Below are 24,831 nucleotides of genomic sequence, written 5' to 3' on the forward strand. Positions count from 1 at the left end.
AGTTAGATATGACGAAGCGGTGCTCGACCGAGGCCGTCGGCCCGGCCGCGCTCCCAGAGAGGACAGTCGTGACCTTCGCACCCACAGACGAGCAGCGGGAGCTGCAGCGGTTGGTTCGACGATTCTGCGAGGAGAAGTCGCCGATCACCGAGGTCCGCCGGCTGATGGAGTCCGACAGCGGCTTCGATACGGGCGTCTGGGACCAAATGGGCAAGGAGCTCGGCCTGCAGTCCCTGCACATCCCCGAGGCGTACGGCGGTATGGGCTTTACCGTGGTGGAGCTGGGCCTGGTTCTCGAGGAGATGGGCCGCGCGCTGTTGTGCGTGCCGTTTCTCTCGTCCGTGGTATTGGCCGCGAACGCGATCCTCGTCGCGGGCGACGAGGAGCAGCGACAGACATTGCTTCCGGGCATTGCCGCGGGTGAGGTCCGCGGTGCGCTCGCGTTCGCGGAGGGCACCGACACCTGGGCGCCCGAGGCCGTCGCGACCGAGGCCGTCGCCGACGGTGACCGGTACCGGCTCTCGGGTGCCAAGACGATGGTCGTCGACGGTCACACCGCGCACACCCTCGTCGCCTCCGCACGGGTGCCGGGCAGCGCCGGCCGCGAGGGCATCTCGCTGTTCATCGTGGACTGCGAGGATGCGCCCGGGATGACTCGGGCGGTAATGCCCACCCTCGACCAGACCAGGAAACTCGCAACGGTGACATTCGACGAGACGCCTGCCCGGCTCCTCGGCGGCGAGGGCGCCGGCGGGCCCGCACTCGAGCGGACCCTGCAACTGGCCGCGGTCGCCCTGGCATCCGAGCAGGTCGGTGGAGCCGCCCGGTGCTTGGACATGTCCGTCGAGTACGCCAAGGTGCGGCAGCAGTTCGGCCGTCCGATCGGCAGCTTTCAGGCGGTCAAGCACCGGTGCGCCGATATGCTGCTCGGCGTCGAATCGGCGCGATCCGCGTCCTATTACGCCATGTCCGCGGCCGCGGACGATATCGAGCTGCCGCTTGCCTCCGCGTTGGCCCGGGCTCATTGCTCCGAAGTGTTCTCCCGGGCGGCGAGCGACTGCATCCAGATCCACGGCGGGATCGGATTCACCTGGGAACATGACGCGCACCTCTACCTGAAGCGAGCACGAGGCTCGGAGGCTCTTCTCGGCGGGATCGGACACCACCAGGACCTGGTGGCCTCCGGCATCGGGTTGTGAAACCGACTCGTGCTCCCTCGACCCCGCTCGCGGGAGCACGAGTCCGTCAGACTCAGACGGAGTATCCGCCGTCCACGCGCAGGGTCTGTCCGGTGACATAGGACGCCTTCGGTCCCGCGAGAAATGCCACCGCATCGGCCAATTCGTCGGCCGAACCGAAGCGCCGTAACGGCGTCGCGCGTTTGGCCGCCTCCAGGGCACGTTCGTCGTACTCACCGCTGGCGATCAGGTCGTCCAGAAGTCCGGCCTCGATCACGCCGACGCCGACGCAGTTGGCCCGAATTCCGTTCTTGCCCTCCTCGGCGGCGATTGCCCGCACAACCTGCTCAACGGCACCTTTGGGGGCCGCCGACAGAAGATCGCGGGTGGCGTAGCGGAGCAGGGCGGTGGTGACCAGGCAAACGATCGTGCCCCGGCTCGCACGCAGAGGTTCGACTGCGGGTTGCAGCAGGTTGAAACAAGCTACGGCGTCACGCCGCAGCTGTTCGGCAAACAGTTCGGGCTCGATCTGGGCTGTGTAACGCATCGGGATTTGCGGGCCTGCCGCATAGACCACTGAGTCGAGCCGCGGCAGACTCCGCACCAAGGCGCGGGTAGCGGTGGCATCGGTCAGATCGAGCTGATGCACCCATGCCTTGGCTCCCAGGTCACGGATCGCGTCGGCCGTCTTCTCCGCCGCCTCGGAGTTGCGGTGGTAGGTCAGCGCGATATCGAACCCATCCCGTGCCAGGGCACGGCAAATCGCCGATCCGATACCTCCGCTTCCACCGGCGACGAGGACCGTGCGCTCACCGAGAGGGTTTGCGACATTCTCTTCCATGTTGTTCCTTCGCCTCGCTGATCCGCCGGTATTCAATGCCATTCGCGCGGACATTCGCGCACGCGCGCGTAGCCGGACACCACCGGCTCGCCCTTCTGATTGACGGTCGACAACTCGAGATCAACCGAGGTTCGGCCGTCGACGACCGCGACCGCGGTCACCGTGGCCTTGGCGGTCAAGGTGTCCCCCGGCCATACTTGACGCTGAAAACGCACGCCGAAATCGGTGAATTCGCCGTCGACGATCCAATCGGTCACGAGCTTGGCGGTGAGCCCCATGGTCAGCTGACCATGCGCAATCACCGAGGGGTATCCGGCGACTTCCCTCGCGTAGACCTCATCGCTGTGCAACGGGTTGAAATCGCCGGACACACCCGCGTACATGACAATCTGCGTCCGTGAGAGATCCTGGACGACCGGCGCTTCGTGCCAGTCTCCGACGGCCAGTTCGGCAATGTTGTTCGACATGTCGGTGCCTCAGTTCTCGACCGGATGCTCGGTGATGACCCGTACCCGGCGCGCGGTCACCGCGAGTTCACCACGCTGGTTGACGAAGCGGGTGATCTCCTCGGAGAATTTCAGCCTTCCGGCTCGCTTGCTGTCCTTCTCCCACGTCCTGCCCGCCGACCGTTCGCTCCGGAGAACATCACCCGGGCGCACCGGCAGGTGGTACTGGTAATGCTGTTCGGCCTGCATGCTCGTGCCCGCGCCGGATGAGGGTGGCGCCGTGCCCGGACCGGCGCCCGATCCGTGCCACCGCACGCCGGGCTGCGGGCGATAAGGCCAGTCGGGGTCGAATTGCGCCGCACCCGCCACGAAGGTCGGCGGGGCGGTGATGCCTCCGCGCCGACGCGTGAGTTCGTCACTGTCGTCGCGATAGATCGGGCTATCGTCACCGAGTGCCCGGGCGAACATCATAATGTGCCCTGACTCGACCGGGAAAAGAAAAGTGCTCCCGGTCGGCTCGTCCGGTTTCGAGTCGTCCACTTCCGCCACTATGTGCGCCCACCTTCCTGAAACTTGGGCTCCCGAGGCAAGCCCAGCGAGTTCTCGCCGATGATGTTGCGCTGCACTTCGCTCGTGCCCGCGTAGATCGTCCCGGAATGGGCGGCCAGAAAAACGTCCTGCCATTGATCGACCGTGTAGCCCGGCCCCTGCGGCCGAACCATCGCACCGGGACCCGCGATATCCAGGGCGATCGCGCCCAGCCGGAGGTGGTACTCGCTCCACGCGAGTTTCCATGTCGACATTTGCGGCCCCGGATTTTTTCCCGCGGCCACTTCAGCCACCGTCCGCAGCCAACTGCTCCGCATGATCGTGACCTGTGTTTTCGCCCATGCGAGATCGCGTCGCACCGCCGGATCCCGGTGCCGTCCGGTCCGGCGGGCGAAGGCGATCAACTGATCGAGTTCTCGTTCGCGCGCCTGCAGCAGCATGGTCGTCGCGCGTCCGGCGGCGGCCCGTTCGAAGCCCAGCGTGGACTGAACGACACGCCAGCCGTTTCCCAAGCCGCCGATCACGCCGGACAGCGGCGCGACCGTTCCGTCGAAGAAGACCTCGGCGAACTCCTCGGCCCCGGTGATCTGACGGATCGGACGGGCTTGAATCCCGTTCGATCCCGGAGTGAACTCGGTGATCACATACGAGAGTCCGCGGTGTTTCGCCGCGGCCGGGTCGGTGCGGCACAACACGAAGATCATGTTCGCTGTGGCGAATCGGGACGTCCACACCTTCTGGCCGCTGATCGTCACGTGATCGTCGTGCACGATCCCGCGCGTTTTCGCGGATGCGAGGTCCGATCCCGAACCCGGCTCCGAGAAGCCTTGGCAGTATCGATGCTCACCGGAGATGATTCGCGGCAGATAGTATGCCTTCTGCTCGTCGGTGCCGTGCAGGATGATCGACGGACCGACCATCGACTCGCCCTGCACCCGGTCGATCCGGGGCAGTCCGGCCCGAGAGAACTCCTCGTCCAGGATCGTCATCTGCGGCGCTTCCCAGCCGCGACCGCCATATTCTTCCGGCCAGGCCGGACAGACCAAACGGGCATCGCGATTACGCCGCTCCCACTCGAGGAAGAGCGGATGCTCCTGCGCCCGAGCCAGCTCCTGCTCGCTCTGCAGGCTCGCGACCGACCCCGGCAGGTCCGCCCGAAGGCGCCAGTCGATCAGATCGGCCAGTCCCTCCGGAGCATTCTCGGCGATCCACGTTCGAAGTTCTCGTCGAAGTTCGTGCAGCGGCACGTCGAGGCTCGTCATCGGTCAGCCGTCACGGATGTCGACTCGGAAATCGGCGCTTGTACCTCTGCGGCCAGGGCCTGCACCGTGCGCGAAACGCTCGGCCTGCCCAGGCGCTCGGCCATCCAGACGCTCGTTGCCACGAGGCGGTGCAGGTCGACGCCCGTCTCGATGCCCAGGCCGTGCAGCATCCACACGAGATCCTCGGTGGCGAGGTTACCGGCCGAGCTCTCCGCGAACGGACATCCGCCTAGACCCCCTGCCGAGCTGTCGATAGTCCGGACTCCGGCCCGGAGAGCCGCCAGCACATTGACAAGCGCCTGACCGTACGTGTCGTGAAAGTGCACCGCGATCGAGCCGATATCGATTCCGGCCTCGACGAGCGCTTCGATCAGGGCGGTCACATGGCCGGGAGTCCCCGCACCGATCGTGTCGCCCAGGGACAGCTGGGTGCAGCCGAGCCCCATCATGCGAACGGCGACGTCGACCACCGCGGCGATCGGCACCTCCCCCTCCCAGGGGTCTCCGCAGCACATCGACACATAGCCGCGCACGCTCGCGTCTGCCTCCCGCGCCTTAGCCACAACCGGCGCGAACATCTCCAGCGACTCGTCGATCGAGCGCCCGAGGTTGCGTTGCGAGAACGTCTCGGTGGCACTGCCGAACACGGCGATATCGCGAACGCCCCGCCCGAGCGCGCGCGTCAGCCCGCTGACGGTGGGGACCAGGGCCGGGTAGCGCACATCGGCGTCCAGGTCGAGGCCATCGATGACCGCCTCGGCGTCGGCCAGTTGCGGAACCCGCACGGGGTGGACGAAACCGGCCGCCTCGATCGTTCGAAGACCCGCGGCGCCGAGCCGCTCGATAAACTCGATCTTGGCAGCGGTCGGGATCACCCCTTTTTCGTTCTGCAAGCCGTCTCGGGGGCCGACCTCGTAGATCGTCACCGACTCCGGCAGACCCGCTGCAGTGAACCGGCTCGGCGTCAGCATCACCATGTTCGTCTCTCCACTCTTCTCCCCGGGCGCCGCATACGCCGTCGCACCCGCTGGCGTCGGTCACACTCCGAGGGAACGGCCGATGATCTCTTTCATGATTTCGTTCGTCCCGCCATAGATCCGCTGAACGCGGGCGTCGACAAACGCCCGCGAGATCGGGTATTCGGTCATGTAGCCATAGCCGCCGTGCAGTTGCAGACAACTGTCGACGACGCGGTTCTGCAAATCGCTGCACCACCATTTGGCGGCGGCGGCCTCCTCGGCGCTGAGCTCACCTGCGTTGTGCGCGAGCACGCATTGATCGACGAATGTCGTCGCGATCAGAATCTCGGAGTGCATCTCGGCCAGGGCGAACCGGCTGTTCTGGAACGAGCCGATCGGCGCGCCGAAGGCTTTGCGTTCCTTGGCGTAGCCCAGTGTCATGACGAGCGCGGCCCGGGCGGCAGCGACGCTGATGGTGGCGATCGCCAGCCGTTCCTGCGGGAGGTTGCGAGTCAGGTGACCGAATCCGGCTCCCTCCGCACCCAGGAGGTTCGCGACCGGAACGCGGACGTTGTCGAAGAACAGCTCGGCCGTGTCCTGCGCGTGCATCCCGATCTTCTCGAGCCTGCGCCCGCGGGTGAAACCCTCGTGCGAGCGTTCCACGACAATGAGGCTCAGGCCGGACGTGCGCTTCGACGGATCCGTCTTGGCGACGACGATCACCAGGTCGGCGTTGATCCCGTTGGTGATGAACGTCTTCGAGCCGTTGATTATGTAGCTGTCCCCATCGCGGATGGCGGTCGTGCGCACTGCGCCGAGATCCGAGCCCGTACCGGGCTCGGTCATGGCGATGGCGGTGATGAGCTCACCCGTCACAGCCTTGGGCAGCCAGCGCTGGTGCTGCTCGGCGCTGCCACAGTCGAGCAGGTATTGGACACCGGTGTCGTTGTGCAGCGAGAGGCCGAGCCCCGAGGCGTTCACGCCGGCGGCCTGAACCTCCTCGTGGATGACATAGTTGTACCGGAAATCGGTGACACCGCCACCTCCGTACGCCGCGGGCACCGCCATTCCGAGGAAACCGTGTGTGCCTGCCGCAGTGAAGAGCTCACGAGGCACGATGCCGGCCCGCTCCCAGTCCAGATGGTGCGGAACGACTTCCTTGTCCAGGAACCGGCGAAAGCTCTCCCGGAACATCTCGTGCTCGTCCTCGAACAGGGTGCGTTTCATCGGATCCCGATCCCATTCCTGCGCGGCGCGGCTGGCATCAGACGATCCCGCGCTCGTGCAGACCGTTGATGTCCTGTGCGCTGTAACCGAGCTGGTTCAAAATCTCGGCGGTATGTTCGCCGAGCGATGGCGCCGGACGCGCGATATCGAACGGTTGACCACTGACGGGCGCGGGCCATCCGGTGCTGGTATATGAGCCGGCCACCGGATGCTCGGAGTGGTGCACGATCTCGCGCGCACCCAGATGGACATCGCCGAGCGTGCCGACCTTGGAGTTCGCCGGGCACAACGGGATGTCGTAGAGCCTTGCGATGTCCATCCACTCCGCGGATGTTCGCGACCGGAAAATCGGGATGAGCTCGTCCAGCAGATCGGCCTTTCCACCGTCCGCGAAGTCGACGGCGAAAGTCGTGTTCTTCACGTCGATCAGGTCCGGACGATCGACGGCCCGGCAGAAGTTGTCCCAGAACTTGTGCTCGATGGCCGCAAGCAGCACCACCTTCGCGTCCTTGGTCTGATAGTAGGTGTACTTGGGGCGCTTACGCGGATCCAGCCCGACCGGAGGCGGCGGATTGCGCCGGTCGGTGATTCGCTCGCCGTTCCAGGCGAGAACCGCGTCCAGGCACTGGTTTGCCAGTACCGCGTCCGCACCGGCGGCATCGATGTAGCTGCCCTCGCCGGTCTGGTGCCGATGACGCAACGCCGCCGCAGTCGTCAGCGCGGCATAGAGCGCGGTCGACAGGGGCCCGTCGATCGAACCGGAGAAGTATTGGCCCTCGGGGGCGATCACCTCGGTGACTACCCCCTCGTCCGAAACCTCCAAGGGAGACTGTCCGGCGACCGCACCCATCATGTAGCCGTGCACCGGGATCTGGCTGTAGTCGCCGCGGGCGCCGAATCCACTGGCCTGGCAGTAGATGATGTCGGGCTTTGCGGCTCGCTGCGCCTGGTATCCGATCCCGAGCTTCTCGCAGGCATCACCCGCGAAACCGTCGACGAAGACGTCCGCGGTCGCAAGCAGCTCGTAGAAGATCTTGCGACCCTCATCGCTGCGCAGGTCCAGTTCCACGCTGCGCTTGTTGCGATTGCACAACAGATGGAAGACGCTGTTCTGCGGCGTGATGCGGTCCCCGAGTTCGCGCAGATAGTCGCCCGTGCCCGGACGCTCGATCTTGATCACATCCGCGCCGAGGTCGCCGAGCAAGCGACTCGTCTGATCACCGGTCGGCAACATTGCACATTCGAGGACGCGAATGCCGGCCAAGAGCCTGATCATGTCCTTCTCCTCCAGAGCTCCTCAGACCGAGGAAAGATGAGACTGAATATATTCTAACCTAATTCAGATTAGAGTTAACAGTAGTAGGGAACGCCGACGCAGTCAAGCGGATGGGCGGCGCGTACGGCCCGCGCAGACCGCCGATTAGCGCCTGCCGGACACATCACAGCTGCCCACGACGTTCGCAAGCCCGCCGCGCCCGCAAACGTGAACCGCCGGTGCAGGGCGGCACCCGCAGCGGGCGAGTCGCTACGCCTGCCTCATCCGATATAGATTCGATGTGTAAGTCGGGACTTGCGCGCCGAAACGGACTCGGAGGATTCGTGGGTAGAAAACGAGGCATACCGGACAAAAAGGGAATGGCTACGCGGGCGCGGATCCTCGACTCCGCCGCCCGCACATTCCGCGCCAAGGGATACGCGGGAACTCGCCTCTCCGACGTGGCAAAGGCGGCGGGCACTCAGGCCGGCAGCCTGTACTACCACTTCCCGTCTCGCGAGGAACTCGTGGAGGAGGTGCTGCGCGTCGGCCAGGAACGCACGAGCGGATTCGTGCGGCGACGTGTCGCCGCGCTGCCGGAGGATGCTTCCGATCTCGACCGCCTCCGCGAAGCGACCGCGGCGCACCTGGACTCGGTGCTGGAGATCGGCGACTACACGGCGGCGACGATCAGGATCATCGGGCAGGTTCCCGAGGAGATCCGTAAGCGGCGCTTACACGAACAGCGTGAATACGGCATGTTCTGGCGCGCGCTCGTCAACAACGCGCACGATTCCGGGGAGATCCGCGCCGAGCTCGACAGCTCGGCATTGCGCATGCTCCTGCTCGGATCGATGAATTCGGTGCCCGACTGGTTCCGGCCCCGCCGTGACAGGCTGCCGGTGACCGAGCTCAGACGGCAATTCGAGGCGCTGTTTCTCGAGGGCCTCGCCACCGATCACCCCGGTTCGCGCACGATCGATGGCGCACTCACCGCAGTGTCCACAGCGGCAGGCGCCGTGAGCCATCGCAACGACACCGGCGATCGGATGTCCGATGGCGCCATCCGGATCTTGGACGGTGCGGCCAAGGTGTTCCGTGAAAACGGCTATGCCGGAACGAGACTCGCCGACGTGGCCGCCGCGGCGGGCATCCAGACCGGCAGCATGTATTACTACTTCAACTCGCGCGAGCACTTGGTCGTCGAATTGTTGCTGGCCGCGTGGAGACGGACGGACGATCTTGCCCGGGAGAGCGTCGCCGCACTGCCCGCCGGCACCTCGGCCCTGGACCGGCTGTCCACCGTCATCACGGCTCATCTGCTGTCGGTGTTGCGCAGCAGCGTGTATACCTCCGCGCTGGTTCGGATCCTCGGTCAGGTACCGGAGGCTGTGCGCGAACAGACCGTCAATCAGCAGCGCGCCTATCTGGACTACTTGCGTGAGCTGCTCCAGGCCGCCATCACATCCGGTGAAGTCCGCGGTGATCTGGACAGCTCGGTGGTGACGATGCTGCTCACCGGCGCCGTGAACTGGGCTGTCGAATGGTACCGGCCGGACGGCAATCTGACCCCTGAGCAACTGAGTGCACAGTTGTCGGCACTTATTTTGGACGGTATGGCGGCCCCCGCGTAGGTTCGCGCGTCGTGATGAACCCCGTCGGCCCGCCTCCGTCATCCCAGCAGCTGTCAGCAGAGATCAACTGGCAGACAGGCGATTTCCCATCGCAGGGCAGCGGTGACCAGACCACGGACACCGACACGCCCGAAGGGCGAAACCACGGAAGCCGACAACGTACCAATGCTCGGCAATACATTGATTCCTAACCTGAATTAGATTAGAATCAATGTTATCTACCCCGGCAATATAGGGAGCTGTGCGTGACCGGTTTGATCGCCTATGGGGCCCACATCCCGCACCACCGTCTGCGACTCAGCGAGATCGGGGCGGTTCTCGGCGAGCGGCGGCCCGCCGGAACGCGGGCTGTGGCCTCCTACGATGAGGATTCGACGTCGATGGCAGTGGAGGCCGGGCGCGTGGCTTTACGCGGTCTTCCGCACGCCGCCTGGCCCAGCCGGATCTACTTCGCGACCTCCAGTCCCGCGTACCTCGACAAGACCAATGCCGCGGTCATCCATGCCGCGCTGAGCCTGCCGCGAAGCACCCTCGCCGTCGATGTCGGCGGTGCGCCGCGCTCAGCGCTGGGCGCGCTGCTGGCCGCCGCGGATACGGCCGACGGCGCCCTCGCCGTACTCAGCGACGTCCGGACCGGTCGCCCCGGGAGCGCAGACGAAATGCAGGGCGGCGACGCCGCGGCGGCCCTCCTGTTCGGTCGCGGTTCTCCCGACGCACCCGTACTCGCCGACCTGGTCACCTGCGCGTCAGTCACCGACGAGTTCCTCGACCGCTGGCGGACCCCGGGCGCCACGGCATCGCGAGTCTGGGAGGAGCGCTTCGGCGAGCATCTATACACGCCACTTGCCATAGAGTCGTTCACCGCGGCCCTCAAGCAAGCGAATATCACGGCCGACACCGTGGACCACTTGATCGTATGCGGTTTATCGCCCAGGGCGGTGCGGCAGTTCATCGCCGCGAGCGGAGTCGCACACAACACTGTGACTCCCGATCTGACCCAGATGATCGGCAATGCCGGAACCGCGCAACCCGGCATCCTGCTCAGCGACGTACTCGACCGCGCCGTCGGCCGTCAGACCATCGCGCTGGTCCTGCTCGCCGACGGGGCGTCCACGCTGATCCTGCGCACAACCGACGCCCTGGGGGTGCGGCGGCCCACCGTTCCGACCGTGGCCCAGCAGGTAGCCGACGGCGACGACACGTTGAGCTATGCGACGTTCCTGTCCTGGCGCGGAATGCTGGTTCGCGAACCTCCCCGCCGCCCCGAGCCCGAGCCCCCGGCAGGGCCGCCGAGCCACCGATCGGAAAGCTGGAAGTACGGCTTCCACGGGTCACGCTGCGAACAATGCCGGACGGTCCACCTGCCGCCCGTCCGCGTCTGCTATCAATGTGGCGCCACCGACCAGATGCATGCCGAGCCGATGGCCGACACGCCTGCGCGCGTAGCCACTTACACCGTCGACCGGCTCGCCTACACACCGAGCCCGCCGATGGTTGCGGTCGTCGTCGACTTCGACGGGGGCGGGCGCTTCCGCTGTGAGCTCACCGACGGCGGCGAGACGGTGTCGATCGGCGATCCAGTGGAGATGACCTTCCGCCGGCTGACGACAACCAACGGCGTCCACAACTATTTCTGGAAGGCCCGCCCGGCGCGCGGGCGGCTGGAGGAGAATTGACATGCCTGCACACGGCATCTGCGACCGGGTCGCCATTATCGGCATGGGCTGCACCAACTTCGGAGAACACTGGGATCGCTCGGCCGACGACATGCTGATCGAAGCTGTCACCTCGACCACAGCCAGCGCTGGGGTCGCCCTGGCTGACGTCGACGCGTTCTGGCTGGGCACCTATATGTCCGGCGTATCCGGCCTCACCCTCAGCCGGCCGTTGCGTCTTCGCGACAAGCCGGTCAGCCGCGTCGAGAACATGTGCGCGACCGGCTCGGAGGCGCTGCGAAACGCTTGCTATGCCGTCGCGAGCGGCGCATACGACATGGCGATGGCGGTCGGTGTGGAAAAGCTCAAGGACTCGGGATTCTCGGGCCTGCTGAGACACTCGATCCCCTCCGACGGCACCGGCGGCACACTCGGAACCACCACTGCCCCCGCGAATTTCAGCCTCCTCGGTCCCGCCTACGCTGAGAAGTACGGCGTGGATTCGGGCGAACTCAAGGACGTCCTGACCCGTATCGCGTGGAAGAACCATCACAATGGCGCCCGCAACTCCCGAGCGCAGTTTCGAAAAGAGGTCTCCACCGAGACCATCTCCCGCTCGCCGCTGGTGGCCGGCCAGCTCGGCGTGTTCGACTGCTCGGGGGTCTCGGACGGCGCCGCGGCCGCGATCGTGGTCCGGGCCGAGGACGCGCATTTGTACATCGACAAACCTCTCTATGTCAAGGCACTGTCCTTCGTATCCGGCGCCGCGGACGGCAACGTCGATCCCGCATACGACTTCACCTCGTTCCCGGAGGTCGTCAGCTCGGCGCGCAACGCCTATAAGGAAGCGGGCATCCGGGACCCCCGCGCCGAGATCGCCATGGCCGAAGTGCACGACTGTTTCACCGTCACCGAACTGGTCTTGATGGAGGATCTCGGATTCGCCGAGCGCGGCACCGCGTGGAAGGCCGTGCTCGACGGCGCATTCGATCTCGACGGGGACCTGCCGGTCAACCCCGACGGTGGTTTGAAGGCCTTCGGTCACCCGGTCGGCGCCAGCGGGCTCCGGATGCTGTTCGAATGCTGGCTCCAACTGCGCGGCGAGGCGCCGCAGGACCGGCGCATCGGCACGACGGCCGCGGGCAAGACGATCGGCCTCACCCACAACCTGGGCGGTGGCCCGGGCGAATGTGTTTCCTTCGTGTCGCTGGTCGGCACCGAACCCAACTCCTGACCTCTCACACGGTCCCGCCCCACGGAGGCAACCCAATGCCTGATGCTGTTGTCATCGATGCAGTTCGAACACCGGTCGGACGCAGGAATGGCGGACTTGCACACGTCCACCCCGCCGATCTGAGCGCGGCGACGCTGCGGGCGCTGACCGAGCGGACCGGCCTCGATCCGGCATTCGTCAGTGACGTCGTCTGGGGATGCGTGGGTCAGGTCGGCGAGCAGACCGGTGACATCGCCCGCACCGCCCTGCTGTCCGCGGGCTGGCCCGAGCACGTCCCCGGAGTGACGATCGACCGCCAATGTGGTTCGTCCCAGCAGGCCATCCACTTCGCCGCTGCCGGCGTCATCGCCGGCCAATACGACTTCGCGGTGGCCGGCGGTGTCGAGTCCATGTCACGAATCACCATGGGACTCGCCTTCACCCTCGGCGGAGACCCTTATGCCGGACAGGGCTGGCAGAGCCGGTACGGGCGCACCGCGCACCAGGGCGTCGGCGCCGAAACCGTCGCGCGCACCTGGGATCTGAGTCGCACGCAGCTCGACGAGTACTCGTTGCGGTCACATGCGCGCGCGGCCGCGGCCCAGGATTCCGGGGCGTTCGATGTTCAGATCGTTGCGGTCGAGACCCCGGACGGTGTCGTCGAACGCGACGAGGGCATCCGCCGCGGCGGGACTCTCGAGACCCTCGCCAAGCTCACGCCGGCATTCGTTGAGCACGGAGTGATCCACGCCGGCAACTCGTCTCAAATCTCCGACGGCGCCGCGGCGCTGCTCCTCACCACCAGTGACCTTGCCCGCAAGCACGGTCTGCGCCCCATGGCACGGATACACACAGCGGTGGTCACCGGCTCCGACCCGATGATCATGTTGACCGGACCGATACCCGCCACCCAGAAGGCGCTCAAAATAAGTGGCCTCAGGCTCCGAGACATCGGCGCCTTCGAAATCAATGAAGCGTTCGCCCCGGTGCCGCTCGCCTGGGCCAGCGACCTGGCAGCCGATCACGCTGTGCTGAACCCGCTCGGCGGCGCCATCGCGCTCGGTCATCCCGCGGGCGGTTCGGGTGCGCGACTGGCCACCACCTTGCTGCACCACATGCGGGACAACGGCATTCGCTACGGCCTGCAATCGATGTGTGAGGGCGGCGGCCAGGCGAACGCGACGATCTTCGAACTACTTTGACCAGGACATAGGAGAAACGCAGTGGATATCAGCGGTAAGGCCGCAATCGTCACCGGCGGTGCGGGCGGTCTCGGCGAAGCAACAGTCCGGCGCCTCGTGGCGGACGGCGCCCGGGTGGTCATCGCCGACCTCGCACAGGAGAAGGGCGAGAAGCTCGCCGCCGATCTGGGAAACGCCGCGACCTTCGTCCGGACCGACGTGACCGATGACGCATCCGTCGCCGCCGCCATCGCCGCTGCGGCCGAGCTCGGTGAGCTCCGGGTGACCGTCAACGCGCACGGCGGACCCGTTGCTCAGCAACGCATCCTGAGCAGGGACGGCACTCCGATGCCACAGGAACTCTTCGACCGAACCGTCGCGATCTACCTCTCCGGCACGTTCAACGTCCTGCGCCAGTCCGCCGCCGCGATGGCTGCTCTCGAGCCGCTCGAGTCCGGGGTGCGCGGCCTTGTCGTCGATACGGCCAGCATCGCGGCGTTCGAAGGTCAAGTGGGACAGTCCGACTACAGCGCGGCCAAAGGCGGCGTGGTCGGTCTGGGGCTGGTCGCGGCGCGCGACCTTTCCGCGGTGGGTGTCCGCGTCGTGACGATCGCCCCCGGAACGTTCTTCACGCCGGCATTCCAGCTCGACGAGGAGCAGGCCGAGCAGACGTGGGGCCGTGCGGTTCCCTTCCCTAAGCGGATGGGCCGACCCAGTGAGTACGCCGATCTTGTGTCCTTCCTGATCGGAAACGACTACATCAACGGCGAAACCATCCGCATCGACGGCGCCCAGCGTTTCGGGCTCAAGTAGCCGAAGACATCCCGCGAACACCTGCGATTGGAATTACGTTGTCCAGCCTCACCTCCGACTCGGTTACCGTGACCCGCGATCAGCACACTCTGGTGATCACGATCAACCGCCCCGCCGCGCGCAATGCCGTCGATGCAGCCGTTAATCAGGCGATCGGCGATGCGATGGAAGTCGCGGACAACGATCCCAGCATTCGGGTTGTCGTTCTCACCGGAGCGGGCGACAAGGCATTTTGTGCCGGGGCAGACCTCAGGGCCATCGCCCGCGGCGAGATCATCGTCCCTACCGAGGGACCACGGGCAGCATGGGGATTCGCCGGATACGTCTCACACTACATTTCCAAGCCCACCATCGCTGCGGTCAATGGCGCCGCGCTCGGCGGTGGTACCGAACTCGTGCTGGCCAGTGATATCGCGGTTATTTCCAGCGAGGCCGCGCTGGGGCTGCCGGAAGTACGGCGTGGCATGATCGCCGGCGCCGGCGGGCTGTTCCGCCTGCCTCGTCAGATCCCTCAGAAGCTCGCGCTCGAGCTGATCTGCACGGGCGAGCCCATTTCCGCGCAGCGCGCCCTCGAACTCGGTCTGGTGAACTACGTTGCCCCACCGGGCGAGGTGCTCGAACGTGCGCTCCAGCTTGCTCGAACGATCGGCGCCAACGCACCGCTCGCTGTTCAAGCGAGTAAGCGGATCGCCAGGCATATCGTCGACGGCCTGTCCAATAGCGAATCCGCGGACTGGAAGCTGACCGAACTGGAGTACTCGGCGCTTCGGCATTCCGAGGATGCCCAGGAAGGACCTCGTGCCTTCGCTGAAAAGCGGATACCGCACTGGACCGGTCGCTGATACTCCACCCGGTGGCTCATGCCGCGAATCATTCGCTCAGGAGGCGTCATGCACAACACCTTTTCGCAACGGCTGTGTGCCTGGAGCGGTCCGCTTTTCGCGCTCTTGTTCTTCATCGGGTACGGCGTGGTCGCACGGTATATCCCGCCACCCGATCCGGCCAAGAGCGCTGCGGAGGTCGCAACATTCTACCGTGGCCATGCGAACGCCATTCGTCTCGGCATGGTCCTGAGCATGTTCGGCCTGGTCTTCTGGGTACCCTTCGTCGCCGCGATCTCAGTACAGCTCAGGCGCATCGAGGGCCGCCACTCACCACTCACCTACGCCCAGCTCGGACTCGGCGCCACACTTCCTGTTGCATTCATCCCCGCCCTCTACTATTTCGAGGTCGCAGCGTACCGCCCACAGCGCTCCGACGAGTCGATCCAGATGCTGAATGACATGGGCTGGCTGCCGTTCACCGGAATCATCTACGCAATCTTCGTCCAGAACATCGTCATCGGCGTCGCGGTCCTATCCGACCGCCGTACCGTTCCGATCTTCCCGCGCTGGTACGGCTTCTTCTGCCTCTGGTGCGGGTTGCTGTACTGCCCGGCCTGTCTCGATGTCTTCTTCACCCACGGTCCGTTGGCCTGGAACGGCTTGTTCTCCTGGTGGCTATCACTGGTCGCGTTCTTCGTATGGCTCATCGGCACCACCGTGGTCACGCTGGGCGCGATCTCCGCCCAGGCCACCACTCCCGGCGCGGAGAGCGCCCAGGCAGCCAGGCCCCGCACACGCCCGGGCCTGTTCATCGAATGAGAGACACCGTCATCCCCGGCAGACGAGCCGGTCGGGAGCGCCGACTTCCGGCGGAGGCGGGCGTGTGGGTATTCATCGGTGGTGACCTGATCGTCTTCGGCTTCCTATTCGTTGTCTACCTCGGATACCGAGCGAAGGATCCGGACCTCTTCGCGCGCTCACAACGCGCGCTGAGTGTCGATGCAGGCGCGGTGAACACGCTTATCCTTCTCACCAGTTCCCTGCTGGTCGTACTCGCGATGCGAGCGGTCCGCGCGGCCGATCCGCCGGTGGCCTCGCGCCTGGTATTCGGCGCGATGACATGCGGCGTCGCATTCGCGACTGTGAAGGTGTTCGAGTACTATCACGCGATCGCGCACAATCACACTCCCCGCGAAAACGATTTCTTCCTGTTCTACTTTCTGGTGACGGGTCTGCACCTGTTTCATCTGGTGCTCGGCATGGGTGTACTGATCTTTCTGCGGTCACTCGCCGGGCGCGCACACCGGCTCAGCTCGCACGGAATATCGTTCGCCGAGGGATGCGCCTGTTTCTGGCATCTCGTGGACTTGCTCTGGATCGTCATCTTCCCGCTCGTCTACCTCGTCCGGTGAAGGCGCTCAGAATCCCCGGGATCCGCATTTGGCTCCTGCTCGTCGCCGCGACCGCGCTCTCGTGGACACTCGGCGTCGAGGCGGGGGGCACGGTCACCTCGCTCGCGGTCATCGTCGTCGCGTTCGCGAAGGTGCGCCTCATCGGGCTGTACTTCATGGAGTTGCGCAATGCCCCTGCTTGCCTTCAGGCGGCGTTCGAGGCATACGTCATGCTCACCTGCGCGCTGATCGTCAGCGTCTACCTCGCCGCGTGAAGCTGCCAGCAGTCACGGTCCAAGTTCAAAATCTATGCCAAATTTCACAGGCATCAATGAGCTTCACTGAAAGAGCTCAACATAACAGCACGCCACTGACACGCATCGATGCAGGCCAGGGGCCTTGAGCGACAGATTACTACTTTGACTCTATATCTAATCTGTATTAGGTTAGCTTGCGGTAGGCGCCAGGGAGCACTACCGTCTCCAAGCCATCCGATACGGCCGAGCCCTCAATACTGACAGGAGCCGAAGCAATGACTCTCCGTTTCACCGGTGCCGATGGCGTTGAATTGGCCGCGGAGCTCACCGGCCGGTGGGATGACCCACTGGTTGTCCTTCTCCACGGCGGAGGTCAGACCCGATCCGCCTGGGGCGGTGTTGCCGCTACACTGACCGCCGCCGGATATCTCGTGCTGTCACTCGACCTGCGCGGCCACGGCGACAGCGATTGGGCTGCCGATGGCAATTACTCCATAGATGCCTATGCCGAAGATATCCGCCGGGCCGTACAGTGCCTGACCCGGCCCGCGGCGCTCGTCGGCGCCTCGCTCGGAGGACTCGCCAGCATCATTGCGGCCGGCGAGTCGCCAGCCGTCGAATGCACCGCGCTGGTCCTGGTCGACGTCGTACCCCGATCGGACGAAGCCGGTAAGGCGGCGATCATGTCCTTCATGCTGGCCGACCAAGACGGCTTCACCTCCGTCGAGCACGCCGCCGAGGCGGTCGCCGGATACCTTCCGCATCGTCCACGGCCCGCGGACACCACCGGCTTGCGAAAGAATCTGAGACGCCGAGATAACGGCCGCTATTACTGGCACTGGGACCCGCGAATGCTCGGCGAGGAAACGAGCCCGCGAAACATCAGCGAAGAAAGACTCGAGCAGGCCCTCGGAAATGTGCGGGCGCCGATTTTGCTCATCCGCGGCGATCGCAGCGAAATCGTGCGTGCGGAGAATGTGGCCGCTTTCCGAGCGGTCGTCCCGACTGCCGAATACGTCGAGGTCGCCGGGGCCGCGCACATGGTCGCCGGCGACCGCAACGATATGTTCGGCGGTGCGTTGATCGAGTTCCTCGACCGCCATGTGCGGTAAGCCGACGTCCCGCTGCCGACCATACCTCTAGGGTCTGTGTCGAACTTGTTTCACGGAAGCTATTCCTTCCGGAAGCGGCCGAATTTGCCGTCGATTTCGGGAACATACGCAGCGACGGCCGTAACATCGGGTGCGACGTGCTTTACCTCGGTGCCTTGCCTGGCGTCAGGGCCGAGTCGATGCCGCCGATGTCGGTGATGAGCCAGTTTTTGTGACTGTCGACGGTCAGTTTGTAGGTGGCCGTGGATTGGATGCCGTCAGGTGCCTGACTGTTCTTGGTAAGCACGTTGACGAAGCAGTCGACCGAGTACGCCCCGTTCGACTCCGAGGTGACCTGGGCGGCGACCGGTGCGGCCGTCGACACCCACTGCAGCGGCGTGATGATCTGCTCCATGGAGGTGCCCGCCTGGGACAGGCGGGTGGACAGCTCCGGGCTCGTGCCCATGGTCAACCGGCCGCGCCACGAGGCCAGGTCGTGAAAGTCCATCTGCGCGGCGCCGGTGGCATAGTCCAGGGCCACCTGCTCGGCATGGGCCTGGGCGGCCATGCCGGCGTGCAGGTGATCGAGATCGTTCGATGTGGAGTGCAGCTGCCAGCCGAGCACGCCCAGGGCGATGACGACCGCGGCGGCCACCGCCGCGGACACGATCGTCTTCAGTTTGATGGCGGCTTCACCGACGCTCTGTCCCCTGCGGACGACCGCGCCAACGGCCGCGGATCCGCGCTTGTGCTGCGGCGAATCGGTGTCGGCCGGCGCGTCGGGGCCGGGCTTGTCTTCGAACAGTGCTGTTTTCTGGGTCATTCTTCCTGCTCTTCCTACTAACGGGCGGGTCGACGGTCGTTCGCTGTCAGTCCGGTATCGACCTACTTTCCCGGCACGCGGAGGTGGATGGTGAGGCTGTCACCGGAATCGGTTGCGGCAAGCGCATTGTCGAGCACCTGGCCCACGTTCACCGTCGACATCGCCGCGGCACCGGCCCGCACGCCCGGCAGCAGATCCACACCGAGCGTGTGCAGATCGGTAGCATTCTTGTCCAGGAAACCCTGGAGGTCGACGAGGAACGGGCCCGCACCATCCCGGATGCCGACCGTGGTTGGGCCCCTCCCCTGGGCGAACCGGATCCCGTTCAGCAATTCGCCGAAAGTGGAACCGAATTGCGCGATGGTCGGCGTGGTGTTGGCCAGGTCTGCGGGCACCTTCCCGCTGCGCAACAGCAAAGGCTGCATGGCCTTGAACACCGTGGTGAGACTGTCCGCCTGGTTGGTGATCATGGTGGCCAGCAGTTCACCGGCATGATTCAGGTTGCCCAGGACCTGGGTGTCGTCGGGCAGGGAGACGTTCAACTCATGGAAGACGTCCCGAATCTTGTCCGGATCGACCTGTTCGAGCATGCGGGTCAACCGCGCCGACAGCTCCTTGAAGGTGGTCGGCACCGTCACCTCCGCGGGGTTGACGGTGGCATGATTCGCCAGATACGGGCCCGATTCGGTGTCCGGGGTGACCGCGACGTAGGCCTCACCCAGCGCGGACAGGTTGTCCACCCGAAACTGGCTGTCGGACGGGATCCGATACCCGTCATCGTATTTCATCGCCACCGACGCCCCCTCGGCCGAAGAGGTGATGTCGGTGACGTGACCGATCTGGACACCACGCAGCAGCACCCGGGAACCGATGACAAGGCCGTTGGTGTCCGGCACCGCCATACTGACGGTGCGCACGTGCTCCATGACCCCGGTCTCGAGACCGAGGTGATCCATGTAGACGAACGACGCCACCGCCAGCGCCGCCATCCCGGCAACGGAAATACGTGTCTTAGTGAGGATCATTTCACCGCTCCCAGCATGCGCAGCACATTCTCCACATCACCGATCACCTGATCGCCCTTTGCGGATTGCACCGACCGAATGTTCACCGACGGGTCCTTCACGAACGGCGCCACCGTGTTCTGCAGGAAGTTGGTCAGCTTGTCCGAGGAGGTGACGTCGTAGATGTCGCGGATCTGCCCGCCGGCATTGGCCAGCGAGTCCAGCATCGGGACCATCCAGAGCCCGCCCTTGAAGATGCTGCCGATTGCGGGCAGAATCTGCGCAATATACGAGACGATGTCCTTGGCCGCCAGATACCAGAAACGTACTCCGTGCTGGGAGAATATCTCGGCGAGGGTGGGGTTGTTGGCGTCGATCGCGGCGGCGGTGGCGTTGGCGCCGTTGAGCATCCGGTCGATCTGGCCGGTGTTCCGGGACAGGTCGTGGAAATCGGCGGCCACGACCGAGGCCATGTTCTGCACATCGGGCAGATTCGGCATCACCCGGTTGATCCGGGTCATCGCGTCCTCCACCTTCTGGATGCTGCCGCCGTTGACGAAGTAGGCCAGCACCGCCATGGTGTCCTCGAGCTGCGGCGGAGACGTGGTGCGGCTCACCGGAATAACGCCATCCGGCTGCAGCACAGTGGTCATGGGCGTGTTCGGGTCGTGATCCAGCTCGAGATAGGTGTCACCGAGCAGGGTGTCCTGGCGGATGATCGCGTGCGCGTCGACCGGCACCCGGGTGCCGGCCTTCATCTGCACGGCCACCGACACATCCCGGCCCGGGGACACATCCACGCTGTGCACCACCCCCACGCGCAGGCCGTCCATCATGACGTCCGCACCCGCGGGCAGGTTCATCACGCTGGCGAACTGCACGGTCAGGTCGTACGACTTGCCGATCCCACCCGTCACCGACGGCAGATCGTTCGGGCCCAGCGAGCACGCGGTGCTGGTCACCACGACACTGCAGCACAATGCGGCCGCGCCCATACCGGCCTTGAGCCTGGTCGAGAGTTTCATCTACTTCCCTTCGCAACAACCAGGTCCAGCAGCCGCAACGCGGACACCTGGACATGCCCGCCCGCGTTGGTGCAACTGCCCGCGGTCATGTGGTTGAGCACATCGCACATCTGCCCCGCGTCGGGCGCATTCACCTGCACCGTCGGCGGCTGGTAGGCCACGGCCAGCCCGCCCGGGCTGTGCGACTGTTGCCGCAGCACCGAAGCCACCGACGGGATCGAATCCACCAGTCCCGCAAGATCCTTCGAATGACCCGCCGCCAGATGGATCGCATCGGACACCGGGCCATCCAGCGACGGCCACAGCAAGTCGCCGTAGTCGGACTGGATCATGTACAGCGTGGCGACCAGCCACCCGACAGAACCGACGGCGACTTTGTTCGCAGCCGCAATCAGATCGGTAGCGGCCGGCGCGATCGTGGGCGCCTGGTCGAGGATCGACTGAATGGTCGCCCATTTCTTCAGCGCTTCGTCGCTCATGGGCGCCATGTTGTGGATGATCGAGCCGATGTCCGAGACGAACTGGTTCGGGCTCGACATCGCCTCCGAGGCATGCTGCATCATCTGGCTGGCCAGCTCGCCGTTGCCGTGCATGGCCTTGTCGAAACCGTCGACCGCCTGCTGGAAGCTCTTCTTGTTGTCGTTCGGGCTCATCGCATCGATGAAATCCGCCGCCGACCCGGCGATCTGGGAAATACTCTTCGGTGTGAACGTCCGCGAAGTCGGAACACACAGGCCCGCAGCCAGTTTCGGACCGGAAGTGTAGTTACCGACCAATTCCAGGCTGCGATCGGCCAGCAGCGACTTCGAGCGCGTCACCGCCTTCACATCCGCCGGATACGCCCGCCCGGCATCGAGACTGAAAGTGACCTTTACGTGATCGCCCTCCGGGTGCACACTCTCGACGTGCCCGACCTTGAAACCCATCTGAGTCACCGGATTCCCCGGATACAGACCCACCGTGTCGGACATGTCGGCACAAAAGCCCGATCCTCCGCCGGACCCGCCGCCGTCGGTGCTAGCCGCGTATCCCACCGCACCGGTGGCCGCGAGGCCCACCACCACGGCGGACACGAGCGCTACTTTGCGATTCTTCTTCATCTCAGCACGCCCGTCCGGGAAGCGGGACACAGATGTCCGCGGCCGATATCGTTCCCCCACCCAGGGTCGCCAGCCCGTCCGGTCCCAGCCACGCCGCCAGCCGGTCCCGCAGGTTCTCGAGCTGGTCCAGGGCCGGGCCCATCGAGGTCTGGAAGTCGGTGATCGAGGACCGCAGCTTCTCGATCATCGGCTTGATCTGGGGGTTGTGCTCGAGCAGGAAACGCATCACCGGCGTCACCCGATACAACACGTCACCCAGCAGCCGGTAGGCCTCGTTGAATCCGACGTGGGTGTTGTCATAGGTGGTCAGGACCATCTCGGTTTTGCGCAGGAGTTCGAACACCCACTCGCGGCTGCTGTTGAACGACTGCAGATATTCCGAGGCCAGATCGGTGATCGTGCGGACCTGCTCGCGTTGCTGGTCCATCACGGTCGCGATGCTGTTCATGCCCTGGATGATCGAGGAGACTGAGGACGAATTGTGTTGCAGCGCTTGGGCTACCTGATCGATGTTGGCGTCGATCGTGCCGCCCTTGACGTTGTCCGTGGTGTGCGGCACGGCCTGCAGCACGTCGCCGATCGAGTACGGGACGCTGACGTGATCGACCGGAATCACCTTCTCGCCCAACGCTTCGGTGCCCGCCGGAACCACGGTCACCGCATAACCACCGACCGGGGTCAGCATCCTGACCTCGACCGTGGAATCCGTGCCAACGAACGTGCTGTCGGAGACCCGGGCCTCGACCTGCACCGTGGCCGGCCGGATCGACACCCTCGATACCTTGCCGACATCGATACCGGCCACGCGCACGCTCTCCCCGACATTGATCGAGGAGGCGTCGGTGGTCTCGAACCGGATCGTCTTCTGGTTCATCGGACGCATATACAGCAGCCCCGCCGCCGCCAGGGCGATCACCGCGACCAGCACCACCACCGAGCCCAACAGCATGTGGCTGTGCCGAATCCGGCCCAGCACGGCCTTCACGCCGGCGGCCGGTTGCCTTACTTGTTGCATGCCACGACCTCACTGCCGTTGAGCAGGACCTTGACGTCCGTAGGAAGTTTCACCACGCCCTTGCTGCAGCCCAGGGTTTGCCCGGCCGCCATCGCCGGCAACTGCAAACCGGCGATGGTCACCGGCAGCAACCGCAACGCATTCGCTGCGGCGGGCAGTGAGGAGAACGTGTGCTGCAGCAACTGGTCGACATCGAACTCGCCATTCAAACCGAGCTCGACGATCAAACGGTGCACCGGGGTCATGAACTCCGGTCCGAAAGTACTGGTCTCGTAGAACTTGTCCAGGATGGAATTCGCCTTGTCGATCGGGATCTCCGCCGCATGCATGAAATCCATGACCTGCGGCGAACGACCGCCCATCGAGTCCGAGATGTGCGCGATATTCGAGGTCAGCGTCGAGATCACCTGCTGACGATCACGCGCCATATCCGCCAGCTTCTGGACGCTGTCCATCATCGGCGCCAAACCTCCACCGTCGCCCTGCAACACGGTGATCGCGTTCTGGGTGAACGCGTTGATCTGATCGGTGCTCATCGTGGCCAGCACCGGCTGCAAACCGTTGAACAGCTGCGTGATATCGAACGACGGCCGCGTCTGCTGGGTCGTCAGATGATCGATCCGCTGACCGGGCTGGGCGGGAACCTGCAGATCCACATACCGGATACCGGTCAGGTTCTGGTACTTCACCGCCAGCACCGTATTGTCGGTCAGCTCGAACGGCTTCTCCAGCGTGAACCCCACTTTCGCGATACTGCGGCCGCCCTGACGGATCAGGTCGATCGAGGTCACCTTGCCGACCTGCACACCCTTACTGCGAATATCACCATCGACGTGCAAACCCGACACATCGGTGAAATCCGCGACATAGTGCCGATCCGCGTGCTCGTCCGGGTTCTTGATCCCATTGACCACGATCACGGTCAGCAAGGCCGCCACCACGCCCGCACACGCCAGCTTCACCAGCGTCGCAACCAATGTGACCTTCGGGCTCATCGCTCGGCCCCCTGCCCCGGAACCTGCGGCAGACCGGTCGCCGCCAGCGGTGCGGCCATGCCGGGCAGATCATCGAGCACCACCCGCATGTTCAACGTCTTCGAGCCCTCGGGCCCATTGCTGAACGCGCGGTTGTAGCGATCCACCAGCGTCGAGAGCTTGCCGGGCATCGCGCCACCGTCCATCATGTGCGGCAACGCATCCACCAAAGCCTGCACCAACTGAACATCCGGCGTGAGCTCGTGCTCATGCGAGGCCAGCAACTTGCCCGCCGACCCGAACAAGCCGGTCGCGGCCAGGCCCAGGCCCTTATCGATATCGGAGAACGCGGCCTCGTTCGCACCGAAGGAGCCGCCGGGCCCGGACTTGTTGTAATCGTCGTTGTATATGTTGTACAACATGTCGATCGCCTGCTGACTGAATGCCGGCAGCACCTGCAGAATATCGTCGGCACGGCCGAACAATTCGCTCGGCATCGCCTGCTGGGCCTTGGCCACGCGGTCGGCGAACACGATGCCGGTCTGAATCATCGGAGTCAGGCCGTCGGTGTACTTGATGACCTTGTTCAGAGACTGGATCATCGAATCGGTCAGCGTGCCGTCGATCGCGATCGACCCCTTCTGCAGCATCGTCGACATGGTGAAATCACCCGTCGGCATCCGATTCAGCACCTGACCCGAAGCCAGCTGCTTGCCACCGGTCTTGGTGACGAGGTTGACCGCGCTGATACCGAAGTAGTTCTCGGGACGGAAGTCGACGTCGAAGTCGTCGGTCAAACCATGCACCTGGCCCGGGTTCAGCAACAGGCTCATCCGCACGACCCCGTCGCCGTGATTGGCCAGATCGGTGAGCTCGCCAACCTCGGCGCCGTGCAGGATCACCTTGGTGCCCTTACCGACACCGGGCGCGACGGACGGGACATCGACGCTCAGCGGCATTCCGCTGGGCTTTTCCACGTGGGGACGAACCCACACCATGCCCACCACCACCACGGCCACGATCGCGATCATGGCGACCGCGGCGATGGTGACGACGCGGGTCTGCTGGGCGTCGGTACCGCGCAGGAAGTCCTGGTTTCTCGGTTTGCTCATCG

At 64.9% G+C, this 24,831-nt stretch carries 25 protein-coding genes; 11 read left to right on the forward strand and 14 right to left on the reverse strand.

Annotation, left to right across the window (positions count from 1 at the left end; all coding sequences use genetic code 11):
* Nucleotides 1-68 precede the first annotated feature (68 nt).
* The gene (locus tag NM2_RS36155) at nt 69-1,199 is read left to right on the forward strand and encodes an acyl-CoA dehydrogenase family protein (RefSeq protein WP_067678750.1); all 1,131 of its coding nucleotides are present in this window, start codon (nt 69-71) and stop codon (nt 1,197-1,199) included.
* Between the two features lie 52 nt (nt 1,200-1,251).
* Here NM2_RS36155 and NM2_RS36160 read toward each other — a convergent pair whose 3' ends face one another.
* The 7 genes from NM2_RS36160 to NM2_RS36190 are packed head-to-tail and all read right to left on the reverse strand — an operon-like array spanning nt 1,252 to nt 7,738.
* A complete protein-coding gene (locus NM2_RS36160) occupies nt 1,252-2,019 on the reverse strand; it encodes an SDR family NAD(P)-dependent oxidoreductase (RefSeq protein ID WP_067678753.1) in 768 nt (255 codons plus the stop codon).
* Between the two features lie 32 nt (nt 2,020-2,051).
* Nucleotides 2,052-2,486 carry a MaoC/PaaZ C-terminal domain-containing protein gene (locus tag NM2_RS36165; protein ID WP_067678756.1) on the reverse strand — a complete coding sequence of 145 codons (435 nt, stop codon included), beginning with the start codon at nt 2,484-2,486 and terminating at the stop codon, nt 2,052-2,054.
* Between the two features lie 9 nt (nt 2,487-2,495).
* Entirely contained in the window at nt 2,496-3,014 is a 519-nt protein-coding gene (locus tag NM2_RS36170) for an FAS1-like dehydratase domain-containing protein (RefSeq protein ID WP_281182662.1), read from the reverse strand.
* Nucleotides 3,014-4,276, reverse strand: a complete 1,263-nt coding sequence (locus tag NM2_RS36175) for an acyl-CoA dehydrogenase family protein (RefSeq protein ID WP_067678762.1) — start codon at nt 4,274-4,276, stop codon at nt 3,014-3,016. Before NM2_RS36175 ends, NM2_RS36170 begins: the two co-directional genes overlap by 1 nt.
* Nucleotides 4,273-5,253 carry a hydroxymethylglutaryl-CoA lyase gene (locus NM2_RS36180; RefSeq protein ID WP_067678764.1) on the reverse strand — a complete coding sequence of 327 codons (981 nt, stop codon included), beginning with the start codon at nt 5,251-5,253 and terminating at the stop codon, nt 4,273-4,275. Before NM2_RS36180 ends, NM2_RS36175 begins: the two co-directional genes overlap by 4 nt.
* Before the next feature lie 60 nt (nt 5,254-5,313).
* A complete protein-coding gene (locus NM2_RS36185) occupies nt 5,314-6,462 on the reverse strand; it encodes an acyl-CoA dehydrogenase family protein (protein WP_067678767.1) in 1,149 nt (382 codons plus the stop codon).
* Nucleotides 6,463-6,499: 37 nt separating this feature from the next.
* Nucleotides 6,500-7,738, reverse strand: coding sequence for a CaiB/BaiF CoA transferase family protein (locus NM2_RS36190; RefSeq protein ID WP_084531922.1), 1,239 nt, complete (start codon nt 7,736-7,738; stop codon nt 6,500-6,502).
* A 359-nt stretch (nt 7,739-8,097) separates the two neighbouring features.
* Between NM2_RS36190 and NM2_RS36195 the strand changes: the two genes are divergently transcribed.
* The 10 genes from NM2_RS36195 to NM2_RS36240 all read left to right on the forward strand — a co-directional run bounded on the left by NM2_RS36195 (nt 8,098) and on the right by NM2_RS36240 (nt 17,797).
* Nucleotides 8,098-9,351 (forward strand): TetR-type transcription factor C-terminal domain-containing protein, encoded by a 1,254-nt coding sequence (locus tag NM2_RS36195; protein ID WP_067678770.1) that lies wholly within the window; start codon nt 8,098-8,100, stop codon nt 9,349-9,351.
* A 245-nt stretch (nt 9,352-9,596) separates the two neighbouring features.
* Entirely contained in the window at nt 9,597-11,027 is a 1,431-nt protein-coding gene (locus NM2_RS36200) for an OB-fold domain-containing protein (protein WP_040819928.1), read from the forward strand.
* Nucleotide 11,028: 1 nt separating this feature from the next.
* Nucleotides 11,029-12,240 (forward strand): acetyl-CoA acetyltransferase, encoded by a 1,212-nt coding sequence (locus NM2_RS36205; protein ID WP_067678773.1) that lies wholly within the window; start codon nt 11,029-11,031, stop codon nt 12,238-12,240.
* Between the two features lie 35 nt (nt 12,241-12,275).
* Nucleotides 12,276-13,421 (forward strand): thiolase family protein, encoded by a 1,146-nt coding sequence (locus NM2_RS36210; RefSeq protein ID WP_067678776.1) that lies wholly within the window; start codon nt 12,276-12,278, stop codon nt 13,419-13,421.
* A 21-nt stretch (nt 13,422-13,442) separates the two neighbouring features.
* Nucleotides 13,443-14,213 carry an SDR family NAD(P)-dependent oxidoreductase gene (locus NM2_RS36215; protein ID WP_067678779.1) on the forward strand — a complete coding sequence of 257 codons (771 nt, stop codon included), beginning with the start codon at nt 13,443-13,445 and terminating at the stop codon, nt 14,211-14,213.
* Between the two features lie 38 nt (nt 14,214-14,251).
* Nucleotides 14,252-15,055: a crotonase/enoyl-CoA hydratase family protein gene (locus NM2_RS36220; protein ID WP_157121554.1), complete on the forward strand. Its 804-nt coding sequence runs from the start codon at nt 14,252-14,254 to the stop codon at nt 15,053-15,055.
* Between the two features lie 48 nt (nt 15,056-15,103).
* On the forward strand, nt 15,104-15,856 hold the full coding sequence (locus NM2_RS36225; RefSeq protein ID WP_067678787.1) for a hypothetical protein: 753 nt from the start codon (nt 15,104-15,106) through the stop codon (nt 15,854-15,856).
* Between the two features lie 62 nt (nt 15,857-15,918).
* Nucleotides 15,919-16,449 carry a cytochrome c oxidase subunit 3 gene (locus NM2_RS36230; RefSeq protein WP_245718371.1) on the forward strand — a complete coding sequence of 177 codons (531 nt, stop codon included), beginning with the start codon at nt 15,919-15,921 and terminating at the stop codon, nt 16,447-16,449.
* Nucleotides 16,446-16,703 carry a cytochrome C oxidase subunit IV family protein gene (locus tag NM2_RS36235; protein ID WP_067678793.1) on the forward strand — a complete coding sequence of 86 codons (258 nt, stop codon included), beginning with the start codon at nt 16,446-16,448 and terminating at the stop codon, nt 16,701-16,703. The genes NM2_RS36230 and NM2_RS36235 overlap by 4 nt, the downstream gene beginning before the upstream one ends.
* A gap of 257 nt (nt 16,704-16,960) precedes the next feature.
* On the forward strand, nt 16,961-17,797 hold the full coding sequence (locus tag NM2_RS36240) for an alpha/beta fold hydrolase (protein WP_067678796.1): 837 nt from the start codon (nt 16,961-16,963) through the stop codon (nt 17,795-17,797).
* 142 nt (nt 17,798-17,939) lie between these two features.
* Here the strand turns inward: NM2_RS36240 and NM2_RS36245 are convergent, their stop codons facing one another.
* The 7 genes from NM2_RS36245 to NM2_RS36275 form a co-directional block, all read right to left on the reverse strand.
* A complete protein-coding gene (locus NM2_RS36245) occupies nt 17,940-18,599 on the reverse strand; it encodes a hypothetical protein (protein ID WP_245718372.1) in 660 nt (219 codons plus the stop codon).
* Nucleotides 18,600-18,661: 62 nt separating this feature from the next.
* On the reverse strand, nt 18,662-19,624 hold the full coding sequence (locus NM2_RS36250) for an MlaD family protein (RefSeq protein ID WP_369690351.1): 963 nt from the start codon (nt 19,622-19,624) through the stop codon (nt 18,662-18,664).
* A complete protein-coding gene (locus tag NM2_RS36255; RefSeq protein WP_051192800.1) occupies nt 19,621-20,628 on the reverse strand; it encodes an MlaD family protein in 1,008 nt (335 codons plus the stop codon). Before NM2_RS36255 ends, NM2_RS36250 begins: the two co-directional genes overlap by 4 nt.
* Nucleotides 20,625-21,758 (reverse strand): MlaD family protein, encoded by a 1,134-nt coding sequence (locus NM2_RS36260; protein WP_245718373.1) that lies wholly within the window; start codon nt 21,756-21,758, stop codon nt 20,625-20,627. The genes NM2_RS36255 and NM2_RS36260 overlap by 4 nt, the downstream gene beginning before the upstream one ends.
* Nucleotides 21,730-22,743 carry an MlaD family protein gene (locus NM2_RS36265; protein ID WP_084531925.1) on the reverse strand — a complete coding sequence of 338 codons (1,014 nt, stop codon included), beginning with the start codon at nt 22,741-22,743 and terminating at the stop codon, nt 21,730-21,732. The genes NM2_RS36260 and NM2_RS36265 overlap by 29 nt, the downstream gene beginning before the upstream one ends.
* Entirely contained in the window at nt 22,731-23,738 is a 1,008-nt protein-coding gene (locus NM2_RS36270; RefSeq protein WP_067678799.1) for an MlaD family protein, read from the reverse strand. Before NM2_RS36270 ends, NM2_RS36265 begins: the two co-directional genes overlap by 13 nt.
* Nucleotides 23,735-24,829, reverse strand: a complete 1,095-nt coding sequence (locus NM2_RS36275; protein WP_067678802.1) for an Mce family protein — start codon at nt 24,827-24,829, stop codon at nt 23,735-23,737. The genes NM2_RS36270 and NM2_RS36275 overlap by 4 nt, the downstream gene beginning before the upstream one ends.
* Between the last annotated feature and the right edge of the window lie 2 nt (nt 24,830-24,831).

The sequence above is a fragment of the Nocardia miyunensis NBRC 108239 genome, assembly GCF_001613065.1.
In the GTDB taxonomy this organism is placed as follows: Bacteria; Actinomycetota; Actinomycetes; order Mycobacteriales; family Mycobacteriaceae; genus Nocardia; species Nocardia miyunensis.

Excerpts from the sequence above, each read along its gene's own strand:
- NM2_RS36225 (WP_067678787.1), top strand. The coding sequence starts at position 15,104 with ATGCACAACACCTTTTCGCAACGGCTGTGTGCCTGGAGCGGTCCGCTT.
- NM2_RS36165 (WP_067678756.1), bottom strand. The coding sequence starts at position 2,486 with ATGTCGAACAACATTGCCGAACTGGCCGTCGGAGACTGGCACGAAGCG.
- NM2_RS36190 (WP_084531922.1), bottom strand. The coding sequence starts at position 7,738 with ATGATCAGGCTCTTGGCCGGCATTCGCGTCCTCGAATGTGCAATGTTG.
- NM2_RS36195 (WP_067678770.1), top strand. The coding sequence starts at position 8,098 with ATGGCTACGCGGGCGCGGATCCTCGACTCCGCCGCCCGCACATTCCGC.
- NM2_RS36205 (WP_067678773.1), top strand. The coding sequence starts at position 11,029 with ATGCCTGCACACGGCATCTGCGACCGGGTCGCCATTATCGGCATGGGC.
- NM2_RS36245 (WP_245718372.1), bottom strand. The coding sequence starts at position 18,599 with ATGACCCAGAAAACAGCACTGTTCGAAGACAAGCCCGGCCCCGACGCG.
- NM2_RS36180 (WP_067678764.1), bottom strand. The coding sequence starts at position 5,253 with ATGGTGATGCTGACGCCGAGCCGGTTCACTGCAGCGGGTCTGCCGGAG.
- NM2_RS36175 (WP_067678762.1), bottom strand. The coding sequence starts at position 4,276 with ATGACGAGCCTCGACGTGCCGCTGCACGAACTTCGACGAGAACTTCGA.
- NM2_RS36255 (WP_051192800.1), bottom strand. The coding sequence starts at position 20,628 with ATGAAACTCTCGACCAGGCTCAAGGCCGGTATGGGCGCGGCCGCATTG.
- NM2_RS36240 (WP_067678796.1), top strand. The coding sequence starts at position 16,961 with ATGACTCTCCGTTTCACCGGTGCCGATGGCGTTGAATTGGCCGCGGAG.
- NM2_RS36210 (WP_067678776.1), top strand. The coding sequence starts at position 12,276 with ATGCCTGATGCTGTTGTCATCGATGCAGTTCGAACACCGGTCGGACGC.
- NM2_RS36160 (WP_067678753.1), bottom strand. The coding sequence starts at position 2,019 with ATGGAAGAGAATGTCGCAAACCCTCTCGGTGAGCGCACGGTCCTCGTC.
- NM2_RS36265 (WP_084531925.1), bottom strand. The coding sequence starts at position 22,743 with ATGCAACAAGTAAGGCAACCGGCCGCCGGCGTGAAGGCCGTGCTGGGC.
- NM2_RS36275 (WP_067678802.1), bottom strand. The coding sequence starts at position 24,829 with ATGAGCAAACCGAGAAACCAGGACTTCCTGCGCGGTACCGACGCCCAG.
- NM2_RS36270 (WP_067678799.1), bottom strand. The coding sequence starts at position 23,738 with ATGAGCCCGAAGGTCACATTGGTTGCGACGCTGGTGAAGCTGGCGTGT.
- NM2_RS36185 (WP_067678767.1), bottom strand. The coding sequence starts at position 6,462 with ATGAAACGCACCCTGTTCGAGGACGAGCACGAGATGTTCCGGGAGAGC.
- NM2_RS36250 (WP_369690351.1), bottom strand. The coding sequence starts at position 19,624 with ATGATCCTCACTAAGACACGTATTTCCGTTGCCGGGATGGCGGCGCTG.